This window comes from Neolewinella persica DSM 23188 (assembly GCF_000373105.1).
Taxonomy (GTDB): Bacteria; Bacteroidota; Bacteroidia; order Chitinophagales; family Saprospiraceae; genus Neolewinella; species Neolewinella persica.
On sequence record NZ_KB890425.1, the window covers coordinates 64,115 to 81,212 of the forward strand.

Sequence of the window (17,098 nt, forward strand, 5' to 3'; positions counted from 1 at the left end):
TATTTAATGGTAGTGTATGGGGGGGAGCCTGTATTTAACCGTCGCTCCCAAAAACCTCCCGTTTCACCGCCTCCCTTTTGCTGCGGCTCACGGGCAACCACTCTCCGCCTACTTCCACCTGGTTCCCTTCCAGGGCCCGGATGCGGTTCCTGGCGGCGAGGTAAGACTTATGAATGCGAACAAATTGCCCTGCGGGTAACCGGCCTTCCAGTTGATGAAAACGTTCGAGGGTCAGGTAACGCCCGCCATCACAGTGCAGGCGGAGGTACTCCCGCATCCCCTCTACGTACTGAATTTCAGCAACCGGAATACGAAGTAATTTTCCATCTACTTTGATCGTGATCGTTTCATTGGATGATTGACCGGGGGCAGTTGATGCTACCGTACTCTGGATCGGGCACAATTGTTCTCGCGCCTTGCCGGACGCCCGTACAAAACGCTCGAAGGAGAAGGGCTTGAGCAGGTAGTCTACCACGTCCAGGTCATAAGCTTCCACGGCATAATCTGGATATGCCGTGGTGAAAATGGTGACCGGCGGGCGGGGCAAACTACGCAGCAGGTTCATCCCACTCAGGCCGGGCATCTGGATGTCGAGCAGCAGGAGGTCAGGCTGCCTGGTCCTGATTTCTGCCAGGGCTTCTACGGGCGATTGATAGCGACCGATCAATTCCAAGCCCGGGGCTCTGGCAACGAAGTCTTCGAGCAAATTAAGGGCAAGGTGTTCGTCGTCTACGGCGATAACTTTCAGGGTGTCGGAATTCATAATCCAGGCTTAACGGTGAATGGTCAGAACAAATGAAAAAATACCGGCACTGTCGTCTGTCTTTATCGCCAGGCTTGCGGCGTCTCCGTAAGTCAGGGCCAGCCGCTTACGTATGTTCTCCAACCCTACGCCGGAGGTGCCGTCCTTTTGCCGGTCAGCAGTACGGTAAGAGTTCTCCCCCCGAAAGAAAAGCTTCTTTTCTCCGGCATCCAACCAGAAATTGGCGTAGGCCCTGGGGTTTTCAACAAAGTCTCCGTGTTTGAAGGCATTTTCCAGGAGAGGAAGCAGCAGAAGTGGCTCGATGTCTCCGTGGAGGTTGTTGTCTTTTGCTTCCAGGACAACGTTAAAGGGCTGCGCTCCGCGCAGCTGGAAAAGCGCCACATACCGCCGCAATTGGGCGAACTCCTCCTCCAACGGCACCATATCCCGCCGGCTCTGGTAAGTGACGTACCGGAGCAGTTGGCTGAGTTGGAGCACCGTGGGGGCCGTCCGGTCCGAGCCGGTACTGGCCAGGGCGTAAACATTGTTGAGGACATTGAAGAGGAAGTGAGGGTTGATGTGGCTGCGCAACTGCAGCAACTCCGCTTTGTGCCGTTCACTCACTTGTATAAGTCGTAGTCGCTCTGCCTCCCGCCAGCGGTTGTTGAGGAAGAGTAGGTAACTCAGCGCGAGGATGCCGAAATTACTCAGGGCGCTGCCCCAGAACCAGTCGTTGGTCCCCACTACCCGGGGGAAGGAGAGTTGACTTCCTGAAGCGATGTAATCATTGAACAAGCCCCGGATAAAAGTGAAAACCACCAGTGCAATCCCCACGGCTATCCAGTACTTCCACTGCACCAGCGGCCGCGCCCAGCTGCTCAGTAACTTCCCGTTGAGGTAGAACAGCGCTGCGAGCAATAGTGTGTTGATCACGCCACGAAGTACGGTTGTCCTCAGGGGTAAGGCGCCACCAAACACACCGCAGAAGATCAAAAAGATCGCCCCCCAGACGGCAATGTCCAAGTACGGTGGCCTGGAACTTTCGGCCCTGATTTTATAGACTTTCTTCATCATAAGCCTGCTAAAGATAGCCTTTACCCCTCCCAGTCGTCTCGCTCCATCAACGAATGGCCACTTCTGATCAACGAACGGTATGATGGCGCCTTCAGGCCGCCCTTTTACCGTTCGTTGATGCTCGGTGGCCATGGGTTGAACATAGTTGGCGGCCCAACAGCGGCCCCCCACTTTTGCTACCGTCATTCATTGTTAACCAAAAACATACCCATCATGAAGACTTCTTTTTCCGGATTCAATTCCAGCCTCCTTTTTCTCGTCCTGCTGCTGTCCACCGCCTTCGTGGTGGCCTGCGATCAGGAGAACAACATCATCCCCGTCGAAGACCTTCCGCTCTCTGATGAGCAGGCCGCGCAAATTGTTGAAGCCTCCCTCGTCGGTGAGCAGCAGGGCCTCGACGCCGCCATTGCCGATATTACCGAAGTGGCGGTGGCAACCACCAGTTGCGGAACGGCCATCGACAGCACCTACGTTTTTGCCCGCAATACCGATCGGCTGACCGCCAATTACGCGGTCGACCTCCAGTGGCTCCCCAGCTGCGGACCGGGCGGGCTGGTGCGTGACATCGTCTTCTCCCGTACCACCGATGGGACCTACAGCACCGACCGCATCAGCAGTGATGACGAAAGTGCCGGCAACCTGACGGTGGATAATATTACCGGAGGCGTCAATCTCAACGTCTCGGGCAGCTTTTCCCGGACCGGGACCCAAAAGTTAATGGCGCGCCAACAGCGCACCGTCAATTCTAACTGTGGGATCACCCTGGAAAACCTCAAGGTCAATAAAGGAACCAAACGCATCGAAAGCGGGCAGGCGATTTTTTTACTGACGGGGAGTTCCTCCGGCGGGCGGTCCTTCAGCGTCGAAGGGAGCATCATTTTCCATGGAGCCGGCTCCGCTACGGTCATTATTAACGGCAACCAGTATGAGGTAAACCGGTAAGGTTTTTTCCTCCAATTCTCAAGGCATTCCTCCCGGCTAATCCTGGTCGGGAGGAATTTATTCATCTCCCAAAAAAATCATCATGCTTACCTTTCTCGAAGAATTTGGATACCTGACGACCTGGCTCCTGAGTGCCGTGGTTATTTACGGTCGCTATTTGTTGTTGGCCGGACTGGCTTATTTTCTTTTTTACCGATTTGGCCTTGGTCCCGCCCGACGGAAGATCCAAGCGGCTTTCCCGGCGGCCGCGCGACTGCGCGGAGAGTTGCGGGAATCGGCCACTACCGCGCTGGTGTTCGGGGCCGTAGGCTTGTTCATCGTAGCCCTGAGGGCGAAGGGGCTTACGCTGGTGTATACGGACCTCAACCTTTATGCCTGGTGGTGTTTACCGGTATCTTTCGTGCTGTTAGTCGTGTTGCACGACGCCTATTTTTATTGGCTGCATCGCCTGATGCATCATAGTAGATGGCTCCGGAAAGTCCACGCGGCGCATCACGGCAGCTACAACCCTAATCCATTGACCGCACTGGCCTTTCACCCATTGGAGGCGCTGGCGGAGATCGCCATTATTCCGGTATTGTTGTTTGTGATTCCGGTCCATCCGCTGGTTCTTTTGCTCTTCGGCTTATGGTCGCTGGGGTGGAACATCATCGGCCATTTAGGCTACGAATTGTTTCCGACGGGTTTTGTCAGCCATCCGGTTGGCCGGTATTTTAACACGAGTACGCATCATAACCAGCACCACTTGGATGGGCGGTACAATTTTGGCTTGTACTTCAATTACTGGGACCGTTGGTTCGGGACAAACAACCCGGATTATGAGCAGACGTTTGCCAGCGTTACGGGGCAGTTGGGCGACGGCGCGCGGGTGCAGTGAGGGGTGATTGGGAGGCAGTGAGGGGGTAAAATCAGAACTCCACATTAATCAACTCCACAAACTCCTGAATCCTGCCCTCGACCATTTGCTGGGTCAGGCCTTGCATACGGCGGGTACCAAAGTCTTCCACTACGAAGCTGGCCATAGCCGAACCATAAATAATGGCACGCTTAAGGTTGGCGAAGCTTGTGTCGTCAGTAGCTGCCAGGTAGCCCATAAAGCCGCCGGCAAAGGTGTCTCCTGCTCCCGTTGGGTCTACGACCGTTGGCAACAGCAGCGCCGGAGCGGAGAAGAGCTTGTCACCGTCGAACAACAGGGCACCGTGTTCTCCTTTCTTGATGATGAGGATGCGAGGGCCCATATCGACGATCTTCGCCGCAGCCTTCAGGAGACTCAGTTCGCCGCTGAGCTGACGGGCCTCTTCGTCGTTGATGACCAATACGTCAATCCGCTTAAGCACTTCCTTGAGTGGATCCATGGCAATGTCCATCCAGAAATTCATCGTATCGAGTGCGATGAGTTTCGGCTTGGATTCCATTTGCTCGATCACCTGCATCTGAACCTGTGGGGAGAGGTTGCCGAGCATGACGTAATCGGTGTTCCGGTAACCTGCAGGCAGCTTTGGGTTGAAGTCCGCCAGGACGTTGAGCTGCGTGTCAAGTGTGTCACGGCCCATCATATCGTCATGGTAACGACCCGCCCAGAAGAATGATTTACCGTCTGGAACAACTTCTACACCTTCGAGATCTGCCCCACGACGCTTAAGGTCGGCCAGAAAATCCTGGTTGTAGTCGCCACCGATGATGGAGACGAGCTGAACGGGTTTCACGAGCTGGGTTGCCGCCATAGCAATGTAGGTACAGCTGCCCGCCTCGATCATTTTAACTTCGCCGTAGGGCGTGAAGACGTCGTCGTAGGCAATGGTTCCGATGGCAAGTAAGCTCATGAGTATAAAAAGTTGCAGGTTGCAGGTTGCAGGTTGCTGCAATCTTAAACCTATGATCCAATAAATAAAAAAGCCGAGTACGATTGCTCGTACTCGACTTTTTGTGCGCCTCAGAAAGGGCTCGAACCTTTGACCTACGGATTAACAGTCCGCCGCTCTAACCAACTGAGCTACTGAGGCATTCTTGCGAAGCGGCTGCAAATGTACGATGGGTTGATAAAACTCACAACAGGCTAGCAAAAAAAAGTGTAAAAAAGTTGCAGCGCCGATCGGCGTACCTTCGCCAGCCTGAACTTTTCGCATACAAAATGAAAGAATTACTGGACCAAATTGCCGCAGCTGGATTTCTTGATTGGTTGGCATTGCTTACTTCGCTGGCCTACGTCTGGCTGGCTGCGCGAGACAATAACTGGTGCTGGCTGTTTGCTGCCATAAGTACGGCGGTGTGGGCCTGGCAGTCGTTTTTTGAATACCACCTGGTATCCGATGGCTTATTGCAGGTTTTTTACTTCGTTATGGCGGGCGTTGGCATTTGGCGCTGGCGGGGGATGAAAAAGAGTCGTCAGAAAAAGATCGACGCTGGAACCTTAGACGAGTTGATCATTCCTGAAAGAGGATTGGGGAATATCGTGAGTATGTCGGTCAGGGAACACTTATTAACGATACTTGGTGGACTGATCGGCGGGCTGGGCTTGGGTTACTTTTTTAGTCAAACACTGGTCGCGGCCGCTACTTACCCCGATGCGATCACCACGGTGTTCAGCGTCATTACCACTTTTCTGCTCATTGGCCGCCGCCTGGAGAACTGGTTGTACTGGATTGTGATCGACGTTGTTTATGTGTGGATATACGCAGGCACCGGCGCTATCCTGTTTGCAATGATGATGATCATCAACGTAGGGATGGCCATATACGGTTATCAACGGTGGCGCCAGGAGGCTGGCCAACCGAACTTACTCTGATAAAAAAGGGTTCCCAACTAATATGGCAGCACCCGAGAATTCTAACCTGATCAAGACTGTACTACGATTAGTTCTACTGATTACCGTAGTAGTTATCCTCTTTTATGGGCAGACTTTGTTGCTGCCCATCGCTTTAGCCGGATTGCTCGCGATTCTGTTGAACCCGATTGATGAAAAGCTGCGGTCTTGGGGCTGGTCTGCGGGATTGTCCATCAGCGGAGCAATGTTCGTGCTACTGCTTGTCTTTGCCGGTCTTTTTGTCGCGGTCGGGCAACAGGCCATCAGCTTTGCGGAAAATTGGCCGGAAACGCAGAAAAATATATCAAAACAACTTGACAAGCTTCGTGATCAGGGGAATTTGGGAGGTCTGATCCCCAAAGTCCCTTCAGGCATGAATAGTGAAGGCCCCTCTGAAAAAGATACTGCTTCAAGTCTTCCCGTAAGCCGTTCGGGTATTATGAAATTTTTTAGTGGCACTTTTGGCGCGATGGGTGATTTTTTGCTGATGTTTGTCTACATCGTGCTCCTGCTGAGTCAGAAAGAACGATTACAAAAGTTTTTACTGCGAAGAATGCCCGACGAAAAGCGGGGGCTGACCCATCGTGCTCTCAACGAAAGCCGCGATGTGGTACAAAAATACTTGCGGGGTAGGCTGATCCTGATCGGCATCTTATCGGTACTCTACAGTATTGGTTTTTTGGTCATCGGAATGGACTATGCGATCCTAATCGCGATCCTTGTCGCCGTACTAAGTATTATTCCCTACTTGGGAAACATCATCGGTGGGGTTTTCGCGGTTGCCCTGGCTTTCGCCGGGGGCGGGGGTAGTACGGCTATCATCGGCGTTTTGATCACTATTTCCCTGGCTCAAATGCTGGAAAGTTATATCCTCACTCCACTGATTGTAGGGGATGAAGTTGATATCAACCCGCTCACTACCATATTCTGTGTGGTTGGCATGAGTATTGTCTGGGGTCCGGTCGGGGCCATCATTGCAATACCCATGTTTGCCATCCTACGAATTATTTTCAGCCACGTGGAGGGGCTTAAGGACTATGCTTATCTGATGGGACAGGATGATTAGTGCGCGGTGAAATCCCCCGGAGCTATTCAGACAAAGGCTCAAGCTTAACAGAATCCGCCCCCGTTGCTTACCTTGCGGACCTACCTAAAGATTCTGCTCATTATGGAAGTACTCTACACTGCACTCAAACACTCCCACTCTGGCCTGCGCTGGGTGGTGCTCGTACTGATGGTTCTTGCCATCCTTAACGCTTTTGGTAAGCGGCGCGGGGGTTCTGTTTATCCCGGCAAGGACAAGCTGGCCTTATTCGCCTTGATCAGCGTACACCTGCAGTTGCTGATCGGCCTGGTACTTTACCTTTGGCTCAGCCCATTGGTAAGCTTTGAAGGAAACATCATGGGAAATTCCGTTACCCGGTTTTATACCGTTGAGCACTTGCTCGGTATGGCCGTCGGTATCACCCTGGTCACAATGGGCTATTCCAAGGCCAAGCGCCAGGCAGAGTTGAACAAAGGCTGGAAGACAATTGGGGTATTCTATCTGTTTGGTCTCATCGTTATCCTGTTGTCTATTCCCTGGCCTTTCCGTAACCTTGGCGCCGGCTGGTTCTAACCCTCCCAAATTATGGTAAGGGGGCTATGATCTGAGCACGCTCCGGAACTACGCAGCTTTCCCGCCTCCGTTGCATCGCACTACTACCTTATCGTTCGGGCTACGGGACGGTGAGGAATTTTACCATGCCCCTGACGATAGTTCCGGCACGGGATTCCCTACCTGCTACTACCAACGATTGCACTGGAGACCAAAACGCGGCTGACGTACGTTGCTTTTTGAAAAACTCGCCCTGGCACCTGCGGCCGCGCCCTTATTCATCAGGTAGTCAGATAGTACTGGAATGCTGATGATTGACGTAAAACATAACGGGAAGCGAAGATATTCGGCAGAAAAATGCCCCCCTACTGGGCGTGCGGGCGATCAATGATGGTTTTGGTTTCCCGTTTCCCGGCTACGTCGGCAATGCCCGTTATCTCGAGGAAAAGAGTAAGCAGCACCAGACCAATGATGAAGTACAGGATGATTTTAAAAGTAGAGGTCTTTTTCTTATTATCGGTATCGGCCATGCGGGAGCAATGATTTAGTTGCCGCTAAGAACAGCAATTTTTTGCTAAAGTGACTCAGCGGGCCTGGGAATAACTTGAATATACCCATCACGAAGAGGGTCCGGAAATTCCGTGGCGCAGAGCGCCTGTAAAGGCTACCAACAGCAAGTCAACTGAATCCTAAACCTTTACGGTTTGGGTATAGTAGCCGCAAACACTATTCACTGAAGTGAATTAAAGCATGGGGAAATACCCATCGCAAGGCTTTTCCGTAAAGGTGCAATTGCTCCAAGCTCTTTAGGCGGGGCCGCAGGTGCAAGGAAAGGTGTAAGGGCAGACTTGTAAGCAGGTAAAATTAAAGTGTAACCATAAAGATTATAAAGTAATGTTTTTTATTTAAAATACGCGTATAGTTGTGAAAAATGATTGCTATTCGTATATTTGTATCATCGGAAGTAGAGAGTGTAGTTCCCGATAAATAGACACCTAAACCCTATAGTTTTTCCGTTTTTTGCAACCTTATTATCAAAAAGCCAGGGCCGACAGGTCCTGGCTTTTCTTTTTTCCAATCTTGATACGTGCATAAATAGCAGCGCGTTCACCAGTTTGAGGGGAGGTGCTCTTATTAAGAGCAGGCGGTTAGAGCTATTTCAGGAACTTTCTTTTAAGTCGTTAGCATCTCCATTCCAGAAGCATATCCGTAATGGCGGGCTCCTTCAGATTCATTCCGTTCCTCGTGGACATCGGCCAGAAAGAAACCTCCGCCGTCTTGGAAGGCGACGTTCTTCGTCAGGTTCTTCCGGTGCAATTGCTCATAGGTATCGTAATCGATGGCTTGGCGGAAGTTGAGTCTCAGCTCAATGTCAAAGCCAGTCGTTACTTCCCGCCAGCCCGGCTGAATGGTAGCACCGAAGACTTTTGACTTAGAACCGCTGCCGTAAGCAAAAACGCAAATGGAACGGCCAGCTACTTCCCCTTCTTCCTTCAGCAGTGTCTCCAATGTACTCATCAGACTAAGAAATACGCTACCGGCATAAAGGTTGCCCACCCTCGAGCTGGCCCATTCTCCCGGAGCAATTCTCTCCTGAACGAAGGTTTTGTAGTCCGGTGTTTTGGTGACCATCTTCAGAAAGTCCGCACAGCTGGTGATGTATTGCTCCCGGTTTTCGTAGTCGTCCGCACAGGGTACTTCCAGTTCATTACGTAGGATGAATTCAACCCAGTCTCCTCCGGCCTTTAGTTCCTCCATGAATATTTCGGAAAACATCCGTCGGGCCTGAAAGGCGTAAGGCAGGTGGAATACGAGGTGGGAGAAATCCTGGAGCAATTCGCCTACTTTGCCGCCGCTGCGTTTACGATAATCGTACAGGGCTTCCCGAATCCGGGCCTGGTAGGCCTGGTTGCTGTACGGCCCGTCAAAGACCGGCGTAGTCTTATGCAGCATCAGGAAAGATTCATTGCAATCCAGTACCCCATTACAGTCGATACCCTGGGCCAGCTTAGTTTCCAGTTCGTCCAGGTTAAAATCTTCCGCCGACGTGTCGGGCAAAAGGTTGAGGACCTCCTGGATGATTTCCCGCTTGGTTACTTTTCGGTTGGGCTTAAAGAAATCATGCGCCGGCCGGGTGGCGACGCCGAAATCAGGGTCGATGGCGAGCAGGCGAGGGGCCTGTTTTACCAACATCGCAACGGCACCGGCTCCCTGGGTATATTCTCCGGGGCTGTTCATTTCATACTTGGCCTCGTCACTTGCGACGACGATGCCGATCCGGCCTTCCTTCGCTGCGGCCCATTCCAGAGAGTTCTGAAGGGCGTCTACTCCACCGATGCAGGCGAAGGTCAGGTCAACTACGTCGCAGTGCAGGAAGCAATTCCCTCCGTGGGAGCCGGAAAAATGATCTTGCAGCATGTCCAGCACGTAAGTGGCTGTAGGCTTAGCACCGTCCAGGGCACTTTCTGTGCCCAGGTAGATCCGGCCGACCTCGTTAGGGTCGAGATCGTTCTTATGCATCAGGTCAAGGACCGCATTAGCGGCCATGGTGGCGGCATCTTCCAGGGCATCGGCAACGGCCATTTGCTCCAGGCCAAGTCCCTTATTGAGCTTGGCATAATTCAGGTCCCTTGCCTTGGCCAGGTCTTCAATAGGGAGATAAAGTTGGGGAACGTAGAGGGAGAAATCGTCGATCCCAACGGTAGAAGTAGGCATACAGGCTGCTTGAGGTTTGAAATTCAAAGTAGGAACAGCAGTATGGGGATAGGGTTTAGCTTTTGGCCACAATACGGACCAAAACTGCCCAGACAAGCTCATAGGGATTTACGACGCGAAGAGGGTAATTTCAAGCTTAGATTACGATGAGCGTTCTCTCCGACAGCCTGCTAGTGCTTAGACTTCAGTAAATACTCAACCACAATGGCAGGTACCAGGTCTCCGGTCAGGCTGTGGCCACTCCCGACTGTAGTGGCCAGTGTTGAGCCCCGCCAGTTGGCGTGCATCCGCCGGGCACCGGCGATGGGGGCCACATCGTCTTCTTCATCGTGTACGATCAGGCCCGGGACTTCTACTTTTTTTACGAATTCCGTAAAGTCGATATCAGAAAACCGGTGGTCTAATTGGCGGTGGAATTGATGCTCGATGCCATACTTGACCCGGTCATTGGCCCCAACGATTTCACAGAACTTATCAATGAAATTTTCTAATTCGCCGGGGACAGCCATGCTGACAATCTGTTTGGGAGCGAAGGTGTACTCTTCTTTACAGGCGTAGTAAATGGCTGCCATGCCACCACCGGAATGGCCCACCCAATAATCAGGCGCAAAGCCCAGGTGATTGAAATAGGTATTCAATACTTCACAATACATGAAAACATTAAACTTCTTGCCCTCGCTCCGGCCGTGGGCGGGCGCGTCAATCGCGTAGATGTCGAAGCCCGCTTTCTTAAGCGGTTCGTACATGGCAAACCAACGGGCTGTAGAGCTTTCCCATCCGTGTAGCAATAGGACCGAGGGGCCGTCTCCCGGCCAGTGGAAACAGTGGAGGACCTGACCGTTGTGATCAAAGGTGCCTTGTGTTGCTTCTTTGAGGAATTCGTCAGTGCCGGGGTCATCCGCGAGGCGCCGGGGAGTGGTAAGCAGGTAGTAGGCCATCTTACCAGCACCACGGCGATAGACGCGGGCCGTGCCGTTGAGGAGGCGGCGCAAACCGCCCATCATCAATTTTTCCTTATTAACCGCCATGAATAAATCAGCTTGCTAAGTACAAACTTACGTCCGTTTATGGGAACTTCCGCCGCGAACTGTGGGTTATCTGCATCCACACCACCTGAGAAATAGCTAAGATGATCACTTTTTTCGAACGCCTGGGAGCGCTTTACGTCAAAGCTTTTACGGGTTTACCACGCCGCGTCTGGTTGCTTTCTCTCGTCATGTTAGTGAACCGAAGCGGGGCAATGGTGGTCGCTTTCCTCTCCGTTTATTTGATCGACAAACAAGGATTTGAACCCACTAAGGCAGGTTACGTAATGGCTGCTTTTGGTGCCGGCGGTGTATTGGGGAATTACTTTGGTGGGTTATTGAACGACCGGTTCGGGTCCTGGCATATTCAATTTTTTAGCCTGATCGGCGCTGGAATCCTCAATATTATGCTTGGGCAGGTAACGGAATTCTGGGCTTTGTGCTTCTTCGCGTTTATGATTTCATTGGTTGCCGACGCCTTCCGGCCCGCCAACCGTGCGGCCCTTTCCATCTATTCCCCTCCTGATCGGCTCACCCAGTCATATGGCCTGCAACGGATGGCGGTGAACCTCGGTTTCAGCATTGGCCCGGCATTGGGCGGATACCTGATCTATAATTATGGCTTCGAGCTCATGTTCTGGGGCGACGGGCTCACTTTTTTATTGGCCGCTGCCGTCTTTTACTTTGCTTTGCCTCCCGATGAAACAGCGAAGCCTCTGGTGGCCCGGCCCAATAAGCGGCAACTCGGTGAAGAGGTAATAGATGCGCCCTTGCCTGCACCTGCGTCCCCGCCCGCCCACAAACAATTCTGGTTGGTGGCCTTCGTGATCGCGAATACGGCAATCATCGTGTGTTTCTTCCAGCTGTTCAGCACCTTTGGTGTTTACCTGAAAAGCTCCGGTTTCGATGAGCGTGCGCTGGGCTGGTTATTTACGCTAAGCGGCGTACTGATCGTTGCTACCGAGATGCCGGTACTGTACGTGGTCGAACGGCGATACCGGCCCATTCCTACTATGCTGGTCGGATCGGGCCTGATTGTTTTTGCCTACCTCACCCTTCCGCTGATGGTCAGCATCAGTTTTTTTGCGATCCTTGTAATGGTACTGATCCTTACCATGGGGGAAATTCTGTACATGCCCTTCACCAATACCTATGTTGCCAGGCACGCACCCGCTGCCCGGCGAGGGGAATACCTAGGGCTCTTATCTTCCAGCTATTCATTCGCCTTTGTCATCACTCCGTTGATCGGTTTTGGGGTCGCGGAGCATTACGGTTATGGCGTGGCGACCTACGCCTGCTGCGGCCTGGCTCTGATTGGCTGGGCCATTCTTTCCCGGGTGAATATTCTCCGGGAACGGAAGATGGGCGCAGTCGTCAGTGTTCAGTGATCAGGGTTTAGTCCTCAGTGAACAGGGTACAGAATTTAGTCGCCAGATTTCAGGATGTACTTGAATACTGAATCCTTAATCCAGATTACTGAACACTAACCACTCAGTCCGTTAGGACGTCAACCACCGTCTTAAGCGCGATGAACATCGGTTCCCGGGCTTCTTTGCTGATGGGATCTTCTCCTTCTTCGGCGACCAACAGGTCTTCAATAAAGGCCAATAGTTCTTCCTCGTCACTGTCTTCAAAAAAGGGAGTGAGCCGGTCACGGAAACTTCCTTTAGCGGGCATCAGCGCGTAGTTTTCCTCTTCGGCCTGTCCGATCATCGCTTCCGAGGCAAGGGAAGGCTCCGTCATTTCATCACAGACGGATTGGTAAATGGTAATAGCACCGAACAGCAGCAGTGTGCGCTCACTATCGTTAAAACTTTCGTTTTCTTCGTTGGTGAGGTAAGCCGTTAGGTGAGGTTGTGCGTGGGCAAAGTCCTGGATCTCCAGGGCAAAGTCATCCTCTCCTGCTTCCAGGCGTTCAATGACGCGTTCAATGGTGGATTCCTTGATCATGGGTGTTGGTCTATTGGTACTATTGGACTGTTGGGCGGCGAGCGGACTGTTTGACTACCTGGCTCTCAGACTGCCTGACTAATAATCAGGCGGGGCCGCAGGTGCAAAGAACGGTTATAAGCGGGCAAAGTTTGTAATGCTCCGTTTTGTCACCCCAAAGAACCAATAGTACCAACAAACTATTTAGGCACAAACCCAAACCGCGCACCTTCCTCATCAACGATCAGGAAGCAAAGCTCCGCGTGATTTTTCTTGTAGACTTCCCTAAAAGGATCGATTTTTTCTGTTGGAATGACCGTTTTAGCCACTAACTCTTCCAGTGTGGTGAGGTTAACCTGCCAGACAATTCCCCGCTTTGTCAGAATATTCGTTACGGAGATGCCCGGAGCCTGTTCGTTGGCTTCGCCTGAAAACGCGAAGAAGATGGGGTAATTACTCACGCCTTCATCCACCACGGTGTCGGCCGCTTCGGCCAGGGCGTCGCGGTAGGTTTGGATGTCGGTTTGGAGTTGTACCCAGTTTTTTTCGTTAGACATATTCTTCAGTTTACGGTGCCAGCCGCACTCGCTTCCAATCTGCGCCTTCGGCTTCCCGTTGGTAAACCAGCCGGTCGTGCAATCGGCTGCTACGCCCCTGCCAGAATTCGATCAGGGTGGGGATGATGACGTAGCCTCCCCAGTTTTCAGGGCGGGGAAGCGCTTCTGCATCGGCGTATTGTGCTTCAATTTCTTCCTGGCGGTTTTCCAGAAATGTACGGTCAGGTATTTCCTGGCTTTGCGGACTGACCCAGGCGCCAATTTGGCTCTTTTTCGGCCTGGTTTGGAAGTAGGCGGTAGACCTTTCCGGCGTTGCCCGCACCACCCGTCCTTCTATTCTAACCTGGCGCTGGAGCGCCAGCCAGTTAAACACGGAGGCTGCCTGGGGCATAGCCTCCAGTTCACGACCCTTACGACTTTCGTAATTGGTAAAAAATACAAAGCCGTCGGCGATGACCTGCTTCAGTAAAACCACCCGCGCTGCGGGTGTCCCCTGCTCCGTCACCGTCGCCAAAACCATGGCATTGGGTTCCAGGCAGCCGCCGTTCTTTGCGTCGGTGAACCAACGGTCGAAAAGCGGGAACGGGTTCTCCGGAGCGTTGGACTCCAGTAATTCGTCAATTTGATAATCGACCCGGAGGTCGCCTGCGTCGATGGCCAAGGTTAGTAGATTGATTGGTTAGTTAATGGCCTACGGCCTCATTAGTCTTGTAGTAGATAGCCTAGTAGAGCTACCGCTAGCCAATGCTTGCTTCGCTCGTGGGGTCGTTTTTATTTTAAGTGACGTTGATAAATATTGTAATTCTCGTCGTCGAAACATACGAAAACAACTTCTTCCGGAAGGTCACCTTCGTAACTGTTTACGGCTTTAAGTGCGATCGCAGCAGCAGCCTCTTTTGGAAACCGATAAATTCCAGTACTGATGTTTGGGATGGCAATTTTACGACTTCCGGATTCCTGCGCGAGGCGAAGAACATTGTGGTAACAATTGGCCAGCAAGGTGGTTTCATCGGAGTTGCCTTCATTCCAACGGGGGCCAACAGTGTGGATTATGTGCTTACAAGGAAGGTTTCCAGCAGATGTTACTACTGCTTCGCCAACCTTGCAACCACCTTGCCTTGCCCGGATTTTCATACAATCATCAAGGATCGTTGGTCCTCCAGCCCGGTGGATGGCTCCGTCAACCCCACCACCGCCAAGCAAGGAGGTGTTTGCGGCATTGACGATGGCGTCAACTTCAAGCTTTGTGATGTCACCTTGTTGAAGGGTAATAATCATTGCTGTGGATTAAACCTTGCTATAAAACCGTTCTTCGCACCGGCGGCCGCGCCAAATGGATCGATAGATGGCCTTCTGCCTTAGTAAGCGGGTAGCGTTACTTAACTAACTACTTACTACCTACTATGAAGTTCGCAAAGCGCACGCCTATTTACGCAGCGCGTAAAATCTCCAACATTCCACCCTCCAGTTTAGACTTGGCGTAAGCCAGGTCAACCGTAAAGTATTTGATGTCCTTTTCGCTTGGCATCTCAAACATCGCGTCGGTCATTACGGCTTCGCAGATGGAGCGAAGGCCCCGGGCGCCGAGTTCATATTCCAGCGCAGTTGAGGCCAGGTATTCTATCAGGTCATCATCGAAGGTGAGGCTGATACCCTCCAGCCGGAACAGGTGCTGGTATTGCTTCAACAAGCTGTTATGCGGTTCGGTAAGGATGCGTTTCATCGCCTCCAGGTCGAGGGGTTTGAGGTAGGTGACCACGGGAAGGCGGCCGATTAATTCGGGGATCATACCGAAGCGGCGCACGTCTTTGTGCGTCACGTACTTCAGCATATCTTCCTCTTCGATGCGTTTGTCGTTCTTGCTACCGAAACCGATGACTTTGCTGTTCATCCGGCGGGCAATGACCTTCTCAATACCGTCAAAGGCGCCACCGCAAATGAACAGAATGTTCTCCGTGTTCACCTTCACGAGTTTTTGCTCGGGGTGCTTACGACCACCCTGGGGTGGTACCATCACGTCGGTACCTTCCAACATTTTCAACATAGCTTGCTGAACGCCCTCTCCGCTTACGTCGCGGGTGATACTCGGGTTGTCGGATTTGCGGGCGACCTTGTCCATCTCATCGATGTACACAATACCTCGCTGGGCGCTATCTACGTCGTAGTTGCATACCTGCAGCAGGCGTGCCAGGATGCTTTCCACATCCTCTCCAACGTAACCGGCCTGGGTGAATACCGTCGCGTCAACGATGGCGAAGGGCACATCTAGGAATTTAGCAATGGTTTTAGCCAGCAAGGTCTTACCCGTACCAGTGCGACCAACGAGAAGAATATTGCTCTTTTCGATTTGCACTTCGTCTTCCGTAGTCGGCGGATGACCAAGGCGCTTGTAGTGATTGTAAACGGCCACGGCGATAATTTTTTTCGCCTGGTCCTGACCAATCACGTACTTGTCGAGATGCTGCTTGATGTCACGGGGCGTAACGTTTTTAGGCAGTCGAAACTCTTTTTTTGGTGCATCCTGCTCCGCTGGTTCTGGTGCCGCTGGCATAACGCCACCGTAAAGTTCTTCGGCGACAATTTCCTGCGCCTGCTCAACACAAATTTCGCAGATGTGTGAACTCAGTCCGGCAACCAGCACAAGTGCTTCACTTTTATCACGGCCACAAAAGGAGCAATGGACCTCCTGTCTTTTTCCTCGCATCATGTTGCGTAAGTTATGTTTGATACATGGTCAGCTACCTTGGTAGAGGCGATTAGGCTGAACCATAAAACTGCTCGTCGCAGTATTTTTTAGCGTAAGAAGCCGCTCCGAATTTTACCTGATGGTTTGTCGGAGCGGCTTCGGATTGCGAAAGTACGGTTTTTAGTTGACCGGCTTAGTCCGTATTGACTGTCCGTCGGTCATCATCATTTATCGTGCTTACTTCTCGCGCGTCAATACTTCGTCAACCAAGCCGTAGGCTACTGCTTCGGTGGCCGTCATCCAGTTGTCACGATCACTGTCTTTTTCGATGGCTTCAAATTTCTGACCGGTGTGATTGGCCAGGATCGTGTACAATTCTTCCCGGAGCTTGGAGATGAGGCGGTAGTTGATCTCCATGTCGGAGAACTGGCCCTGCATTCCGCCGCTAGGCTGGTGAATCATGACCCGGGCGTGGGGCAGGATGGAGCGCTTACCTTTCTCACCAGCGGCAAGGAGTACGGAGCCCATTGAGGCGGCCAGGCCGGTGCAAATCGTTGCCACATCGGGCGTTACGTACTGCATGGTGTCATACATACCCATACCGGCAATTACGCTGCCGCCGGGGCTGTTGATGAACATCTGAACGTCGCGCTTAGGGTCAACGGATTCTAGGAAAAGGAGCTGGGCCTGAACGACGTTAGCAACGTAGTCTGATACCGCAACGCCCATAAAGATGATGCGGTCCATCATCAAGCGACTGAAAACGTCAAGTGCGGCAATGTTCATCTGCCGTTCCTCAATGACGTTGGGAGAAAATCCCGTTACCTGTGGTGGAGCCATACCGCCAATCGTAGCAGCATATTTCTCAAGGTGCATTGTGCTCATACCCATATGACGGGTAGCGTATTTCATGAATTCGTCCTGGGGGATCATGGTAGGGTTATTTTATGGTTGACGGCTTCCTTAATGGGAGCGTCGTGATCGTAAACGCATGAACGGCACGTCGGTTTAGTTTTATAACCAAGTAA

18 protein-coding genes and 1 tRNA gene are annotated in these 17,098 nt (G+C 52.2%); 6 read left to right on the top strand and 13 right to left on the bottom strand.

Annotated features, from left to right (window positions below; all coding sequences use genetic code 11):
* Positions 1-34: 34 nt before the first annotated feature.
* Both B036_RS0109305 and B036_RS31860 read right to left on the bottom strand, forming a co-directional pair.
* On the bottom strand, positions 35-763 hold the full coding sequence (locus B036_RS0109305) for a LytR/AlgR family response regulator transcription factor (RefSeq protein ID WP_020568438.1): 729 nt from the start codon (positions 761-763) through the stop codon (positions 35-37).
* A 9-nt stretch (positions 764-772) separates the two neighbouring features.
* Complete coding sequence (locus tag B036_RS31860) at positions 773-1,948, bottom strand: sensor histidine kinase (RefSeq protein WP_169435043.1); 1,176 nt, start codon at positions 1,946-1,948, stop codon at positions 773-775.
* 81 nt (positions 1,949-2,029) lie between these two features.
* On the opposite strand from B036_RS31860, the gene B036_RS0109315 reads away from it, so the two are divergent.
* Positions 2,030-2,758, top strand: coding sequence for a hypothetical protein (locus B036_RS0109315; RefSeq protein ID WP_026231839.1), 729 nt, complete (start codon positions 2,030-2,032; stop codon positions 2,756-2,758).
* A gap of 82 nt (positions 2,759-2,840) precedes the next feature.
* The gene (locus B036_RS0109320; protein ID WP_020568441.1) at positions 2,841-3,635 is read left to right on the top strand and encodes a sterol desaturase family protein; all 795 of its coding nucleotides are present in this window, start codon (positions 2,841-2,843) and stop codon (positions 3,633-3,635) included.
* A 31-nt stretch (positions 3,636-3,666) separates the two neighbouring features.
* Here the strand turns inward: B036_RS0109320 and B036_RS0109325 are convergent, their stop codons facing one another.
* Together B036_RS0109325 and B036_RS0109330 are read right to left on the bottom strand one after the other, a co-directional pair.
* Positions 3,667-4,581 carry a PfkB family carbohydrate kinase gene (locus B036_RS0109325; RefSeq protein ID WP_026231840.1) on the bottom strand — a complete coding sequence of 305 codons (915 nt, stop codon included), beginning with the start codon at positions 4,579-4,581 and terminating at the stop codon, positions 3,667-3,669.
* A gap of 106 nt (positions 4,582-4,687) precedes the next feature.
* Positions 4,688-4,761 (bottom strand) — tRNA-Asn (locus B036_RS0109330).
* A gap of 128 nt (positions 4,762-4,889) precedes the next feature.
* Between B036_RS0109330 and pnuC the strand changes: the two genes are divergently transcribed.
* The 3 genes from pnuC (at position 4,890) to B036_RS0109345 (ending at position 7,179) form a co-directional block, all read left to right on the top strand.
* Complete coding sequence (pnuC, locus tag B036_RS0109335) at positions 4,890-5,543, top strand: nicotinamide riboside transporter PnuC (protein ID WP_044102262.1); 654 nt, start codon at positions 4,890-4,892, stop codon at positions 5,541-5,543.
* Positions 5,544-5,565: 22 nt separating this feature from the next.
* A complete protein-coding gene (locus tag B036_RS0109340) occupies positions 5,566-6,627 on the top strand; it encodes an AI-2E family transporter (RefSeq protein WP_020568443.1) in 1,062 nt (353 codons plus the stop codon).
* A 102-nt stretch (positions 6,628-6,729) separates the two neighbouring features.
* Positions 6,730-7,179: a hypothetical protein gene (locus B036_RS0109345; RefSeq protein WP_026231842.1), complete on the top strand. Its 450-nt coding sequence runs from the start codon at positions 6,730-6,732 to the stop codon at positions 7,177-7,179.
* A gap of 344 nt (positions 7,180-7,523) precedes the next feature.
* Here the strand turns inward: B036_RS0109345 and B036_RS33485 are convergent, their stop codons facing one another.
* The 3 genes from B036_RS33485 to B036_RS0109360 form a co-directional block, all read right to left on the bottom strand.
* Positions 7,524-7,688 (bottom strand): hypothetical protein, encoded by a 165-nt coding sequence (locus B036_RS33485; RefSeq protein WP_020568445.1) that lies wholly within the window; start codon positions 7,686-7,688, stop codon positions 7,524-7,526.
* Between the two features lie 643 nt (positions 7,689-8,331).
* Positions 8,332-9,873, bottom strand: a complete 1,542-nt coding sequence (locus tag B036_RS0109355) for a hydroxymethylglutaryl-CoA synthase family protein (RefSeq protein ID WP_044102264.1) — start codon at positions 9,871-9,873, stop codon at positions 8,332-8,334.
* Positions 9,874-10,043: 170 nt separating this feature from the next.
* On the bottom strand, positions 10,044-10,901 hold the full coding sequence (locus tag B036_RS0109360; RefSeq protein ID WP_020568447.1) for an alpha/beta fold hydrolase: 858 nt from the start codon (positions 10,899-10,901) through the stop codon (positions 10,044-10,046).
* Between the two features lie 101 nt (positions 10,902-11,002).
* On the opposite strand from B036_RS0109360, the gene B036_RS28745 reads away from it, so the two are divergent.
* The gene (locus tag B036_RS28745) at positions 11,003-12,286 is read left to right on the top strand and encodes an MFS transporter (RefSeq protein ID WP_020568448.1); all 1,284 of its coding nucleotides are present in this window, start codon (positions 11,003-11,005) and stop codon (positions 12,284-12,286) included.
* A gap of 103 nt (positions 12,287-12,389) precedes the next feature.
* On the opposite strand, the gene B036_RS0109370 is transcribed toward B036_RS28745, so the two are convergent.
* The 6 genes from B036_RS0109370 to B036_RS0109395 form a co-directional block, all read right to left on the bottom strand.
* Entirely contained in the window at positions 12,390-12,848 is a 459-nt protein-coding gene (locus tag B036_RS0109370) for a hypothetical protein (protein WP_020568449.1), read from the bottom strand.
* Between the two features lie 179 nt (positions 12,849-13,027).
* Positions 13,028-13,384 (bottom strand): hypothetical protein, encoded by a 357-nt coding sequence (locus B036_RS0109375; protein WP_020568450.1) that lies wholly within the window; start codon positions 13,382-13,384, stop codon positions 13,028-13,030.
* Positions 13,385-13,394: 10 nt separating this feature from the next.
* The gene (pdxH, locus tag B036_RS0109380) at positions 13,395-14,045 is read right to left on the bottom strand and encodes a pyridoxamine 5'-phosphate oxidase (RefSeq protein WP_020568451.1); all 651 of its coding nucleotides are present in this window, start codon (positions 14,043-14,045) and stop codon (positions 13,395-13,397) included.
* A 110-nt stretch (positions 14,046-14,155) separates the two neighbouring features.
* On the bottom strand, positions 14,156-14,662 hold the full coding sequence (locus B036_RS0109385; RefSeq protein ID WP_020568452.1) for an O-acetyl-ADP-ribose deacetylase: 507 nt from the start codon (positions 14,660-14,662) through the stop codon (positions 14,156-14,158).
* Between the two features lie 151 nt (positions 14,663-14,813).
* Complete coding sequence (gene clpX / locus B036_RS0109390; RefSeq protein ID WP_044102319.1) at positions 14,814-16,088, bottom strand: ATP-dependent Clp protease ATP-binding subunit ClpX; 1,275 nt, start codon at positions 16,086-16,088, stop codon at positions 14,814-14,816.
* Positions 16,089-16,307: 219 nt separating this feature from the next.
* Positions 16,308-17,003 carry a ClpP family protease gene (locus B036_RS0109395; RefSeq protein WP_020568454.1) on the bottom strand — a complete coding sequence of 232 codons (696 nt, stop codon included), beginning with the start codon at positions 17,001-17,003 and terminating at the stop codon, positions 16,308-16,310.
* Positions 17,004-17,098 lie beyond the last annotated feature (95 nt).

Coding starts and splice junctions, on each gene's coding strand:
- B036_RS0109315 (WP_026231839.1), top strand. CDS start 2,030: ATGAAGACTTCTTTTTCCGGATTCAATTCCAGCCTCCTTTTTCTCGTC.
- B036_RS0109360 (WP_020568447.1), bottom strand. CDS start 10,901: ATGGCGGTTAATAAGGAAAAATTGATGATGGGCGGTTTGCGCCGCCTC.
- B036_RS0109325 (WP_026231840.1), bottom strand. CDS start 4,581: ATGAGCTTACTTGCCATCGGAACCATTGCCTACGACGACGTCTTCACG.
- pnuC (WP_044102262.1), top strand. CDS start 4,890: ATGAAAGAATTACTGGACCAAATTGCCGCAGCTGGATTTCTTGATTGG.
- B036_RS33485 (WP_020568445.1), bottom strand. CDS start 7,688: ATGGCCGATACCGATAATAAGAAAAAGACCTCTACTTTTAAAATCATC.
- B036_RS28745 (WP_020568448.1), top strand. CDS start 11,003: ATGATCACTTTTTTCGAACGCCTGGGAGCGCTTTACGTCAAAGCTTTT.
- B036_RS0109395 (WP_020568454.1), bottom strand. CDS start 17,003: ATGATCCCCCAGGACGAATTCATGAAATACGCTACCCGTCATATGGGT.
- B036_RS0109355 (WP_044102264.1), bottom strand. CDS start 9,873: ATGCCTACTTCTACCGTTGGGATCGACGATTTCTCCCTCTACGTTCCC.
- B036_RS0109370 (WP_020568449.1), bottom strand. CDS start 12,848: ATGATCAAGGAATCCACCATTGAACGCGTCATTGAACGCCTGGAAGCA.
- B036_RS0109385 (WP_020568452.1), bottom strand. CDS start 14,662: ATGATTATTACCCTTCAACAAGGTGACATCACAAAGCTTGAAGTTGAC.
- B036_RS0109305 (WP_020568438.1), bottom strand. CDS start 763: ATGAATTCCGACACCCTGAAAGTTATCGCCGTAGACGACGAACACCTT.
- B036_RS0109345 (WP_026231842.1), top strand. CDS start 6,730: ATGGAAGTACTCTACACTGCACTCAAACACTCCCACTCTGGCCTGCGC.
- B036_RS0109375 (WP_020568450.1), bottom strand. CDS start 13,384: ATGTCTAACGAAAAAAACTGGGTACAACTCCAAACCGACATCCAAACC.
- B036_RS31860 (WP_169435043.1), bottom strand. CDS start 1,948: ATGGCCACCGAGCATCAACGAACGGTAAAAGGGCGGCCTGAAGGCGCC.
- B036_RS0109320 (WP_020568441.1), top strand. CDS start 2,841: ATGCTTACCTTTCTCGAAGAATTTGGATACCTGACGACCTGGCTCCTG.
- clpX (WP_044102319.1), bottom strand. CDS start 16,088: ATGCGAGGAAAAAGACAGGAGGTCCATTGCTCCTTTTGTGGCCGTGAT.
- B036_RS0109340 (WP_020568443.1), top strand. CDS start 5,566: ATGGCAGCACCCGAGAATTCTAACCTGATCAAGACTGTACTACGATTA.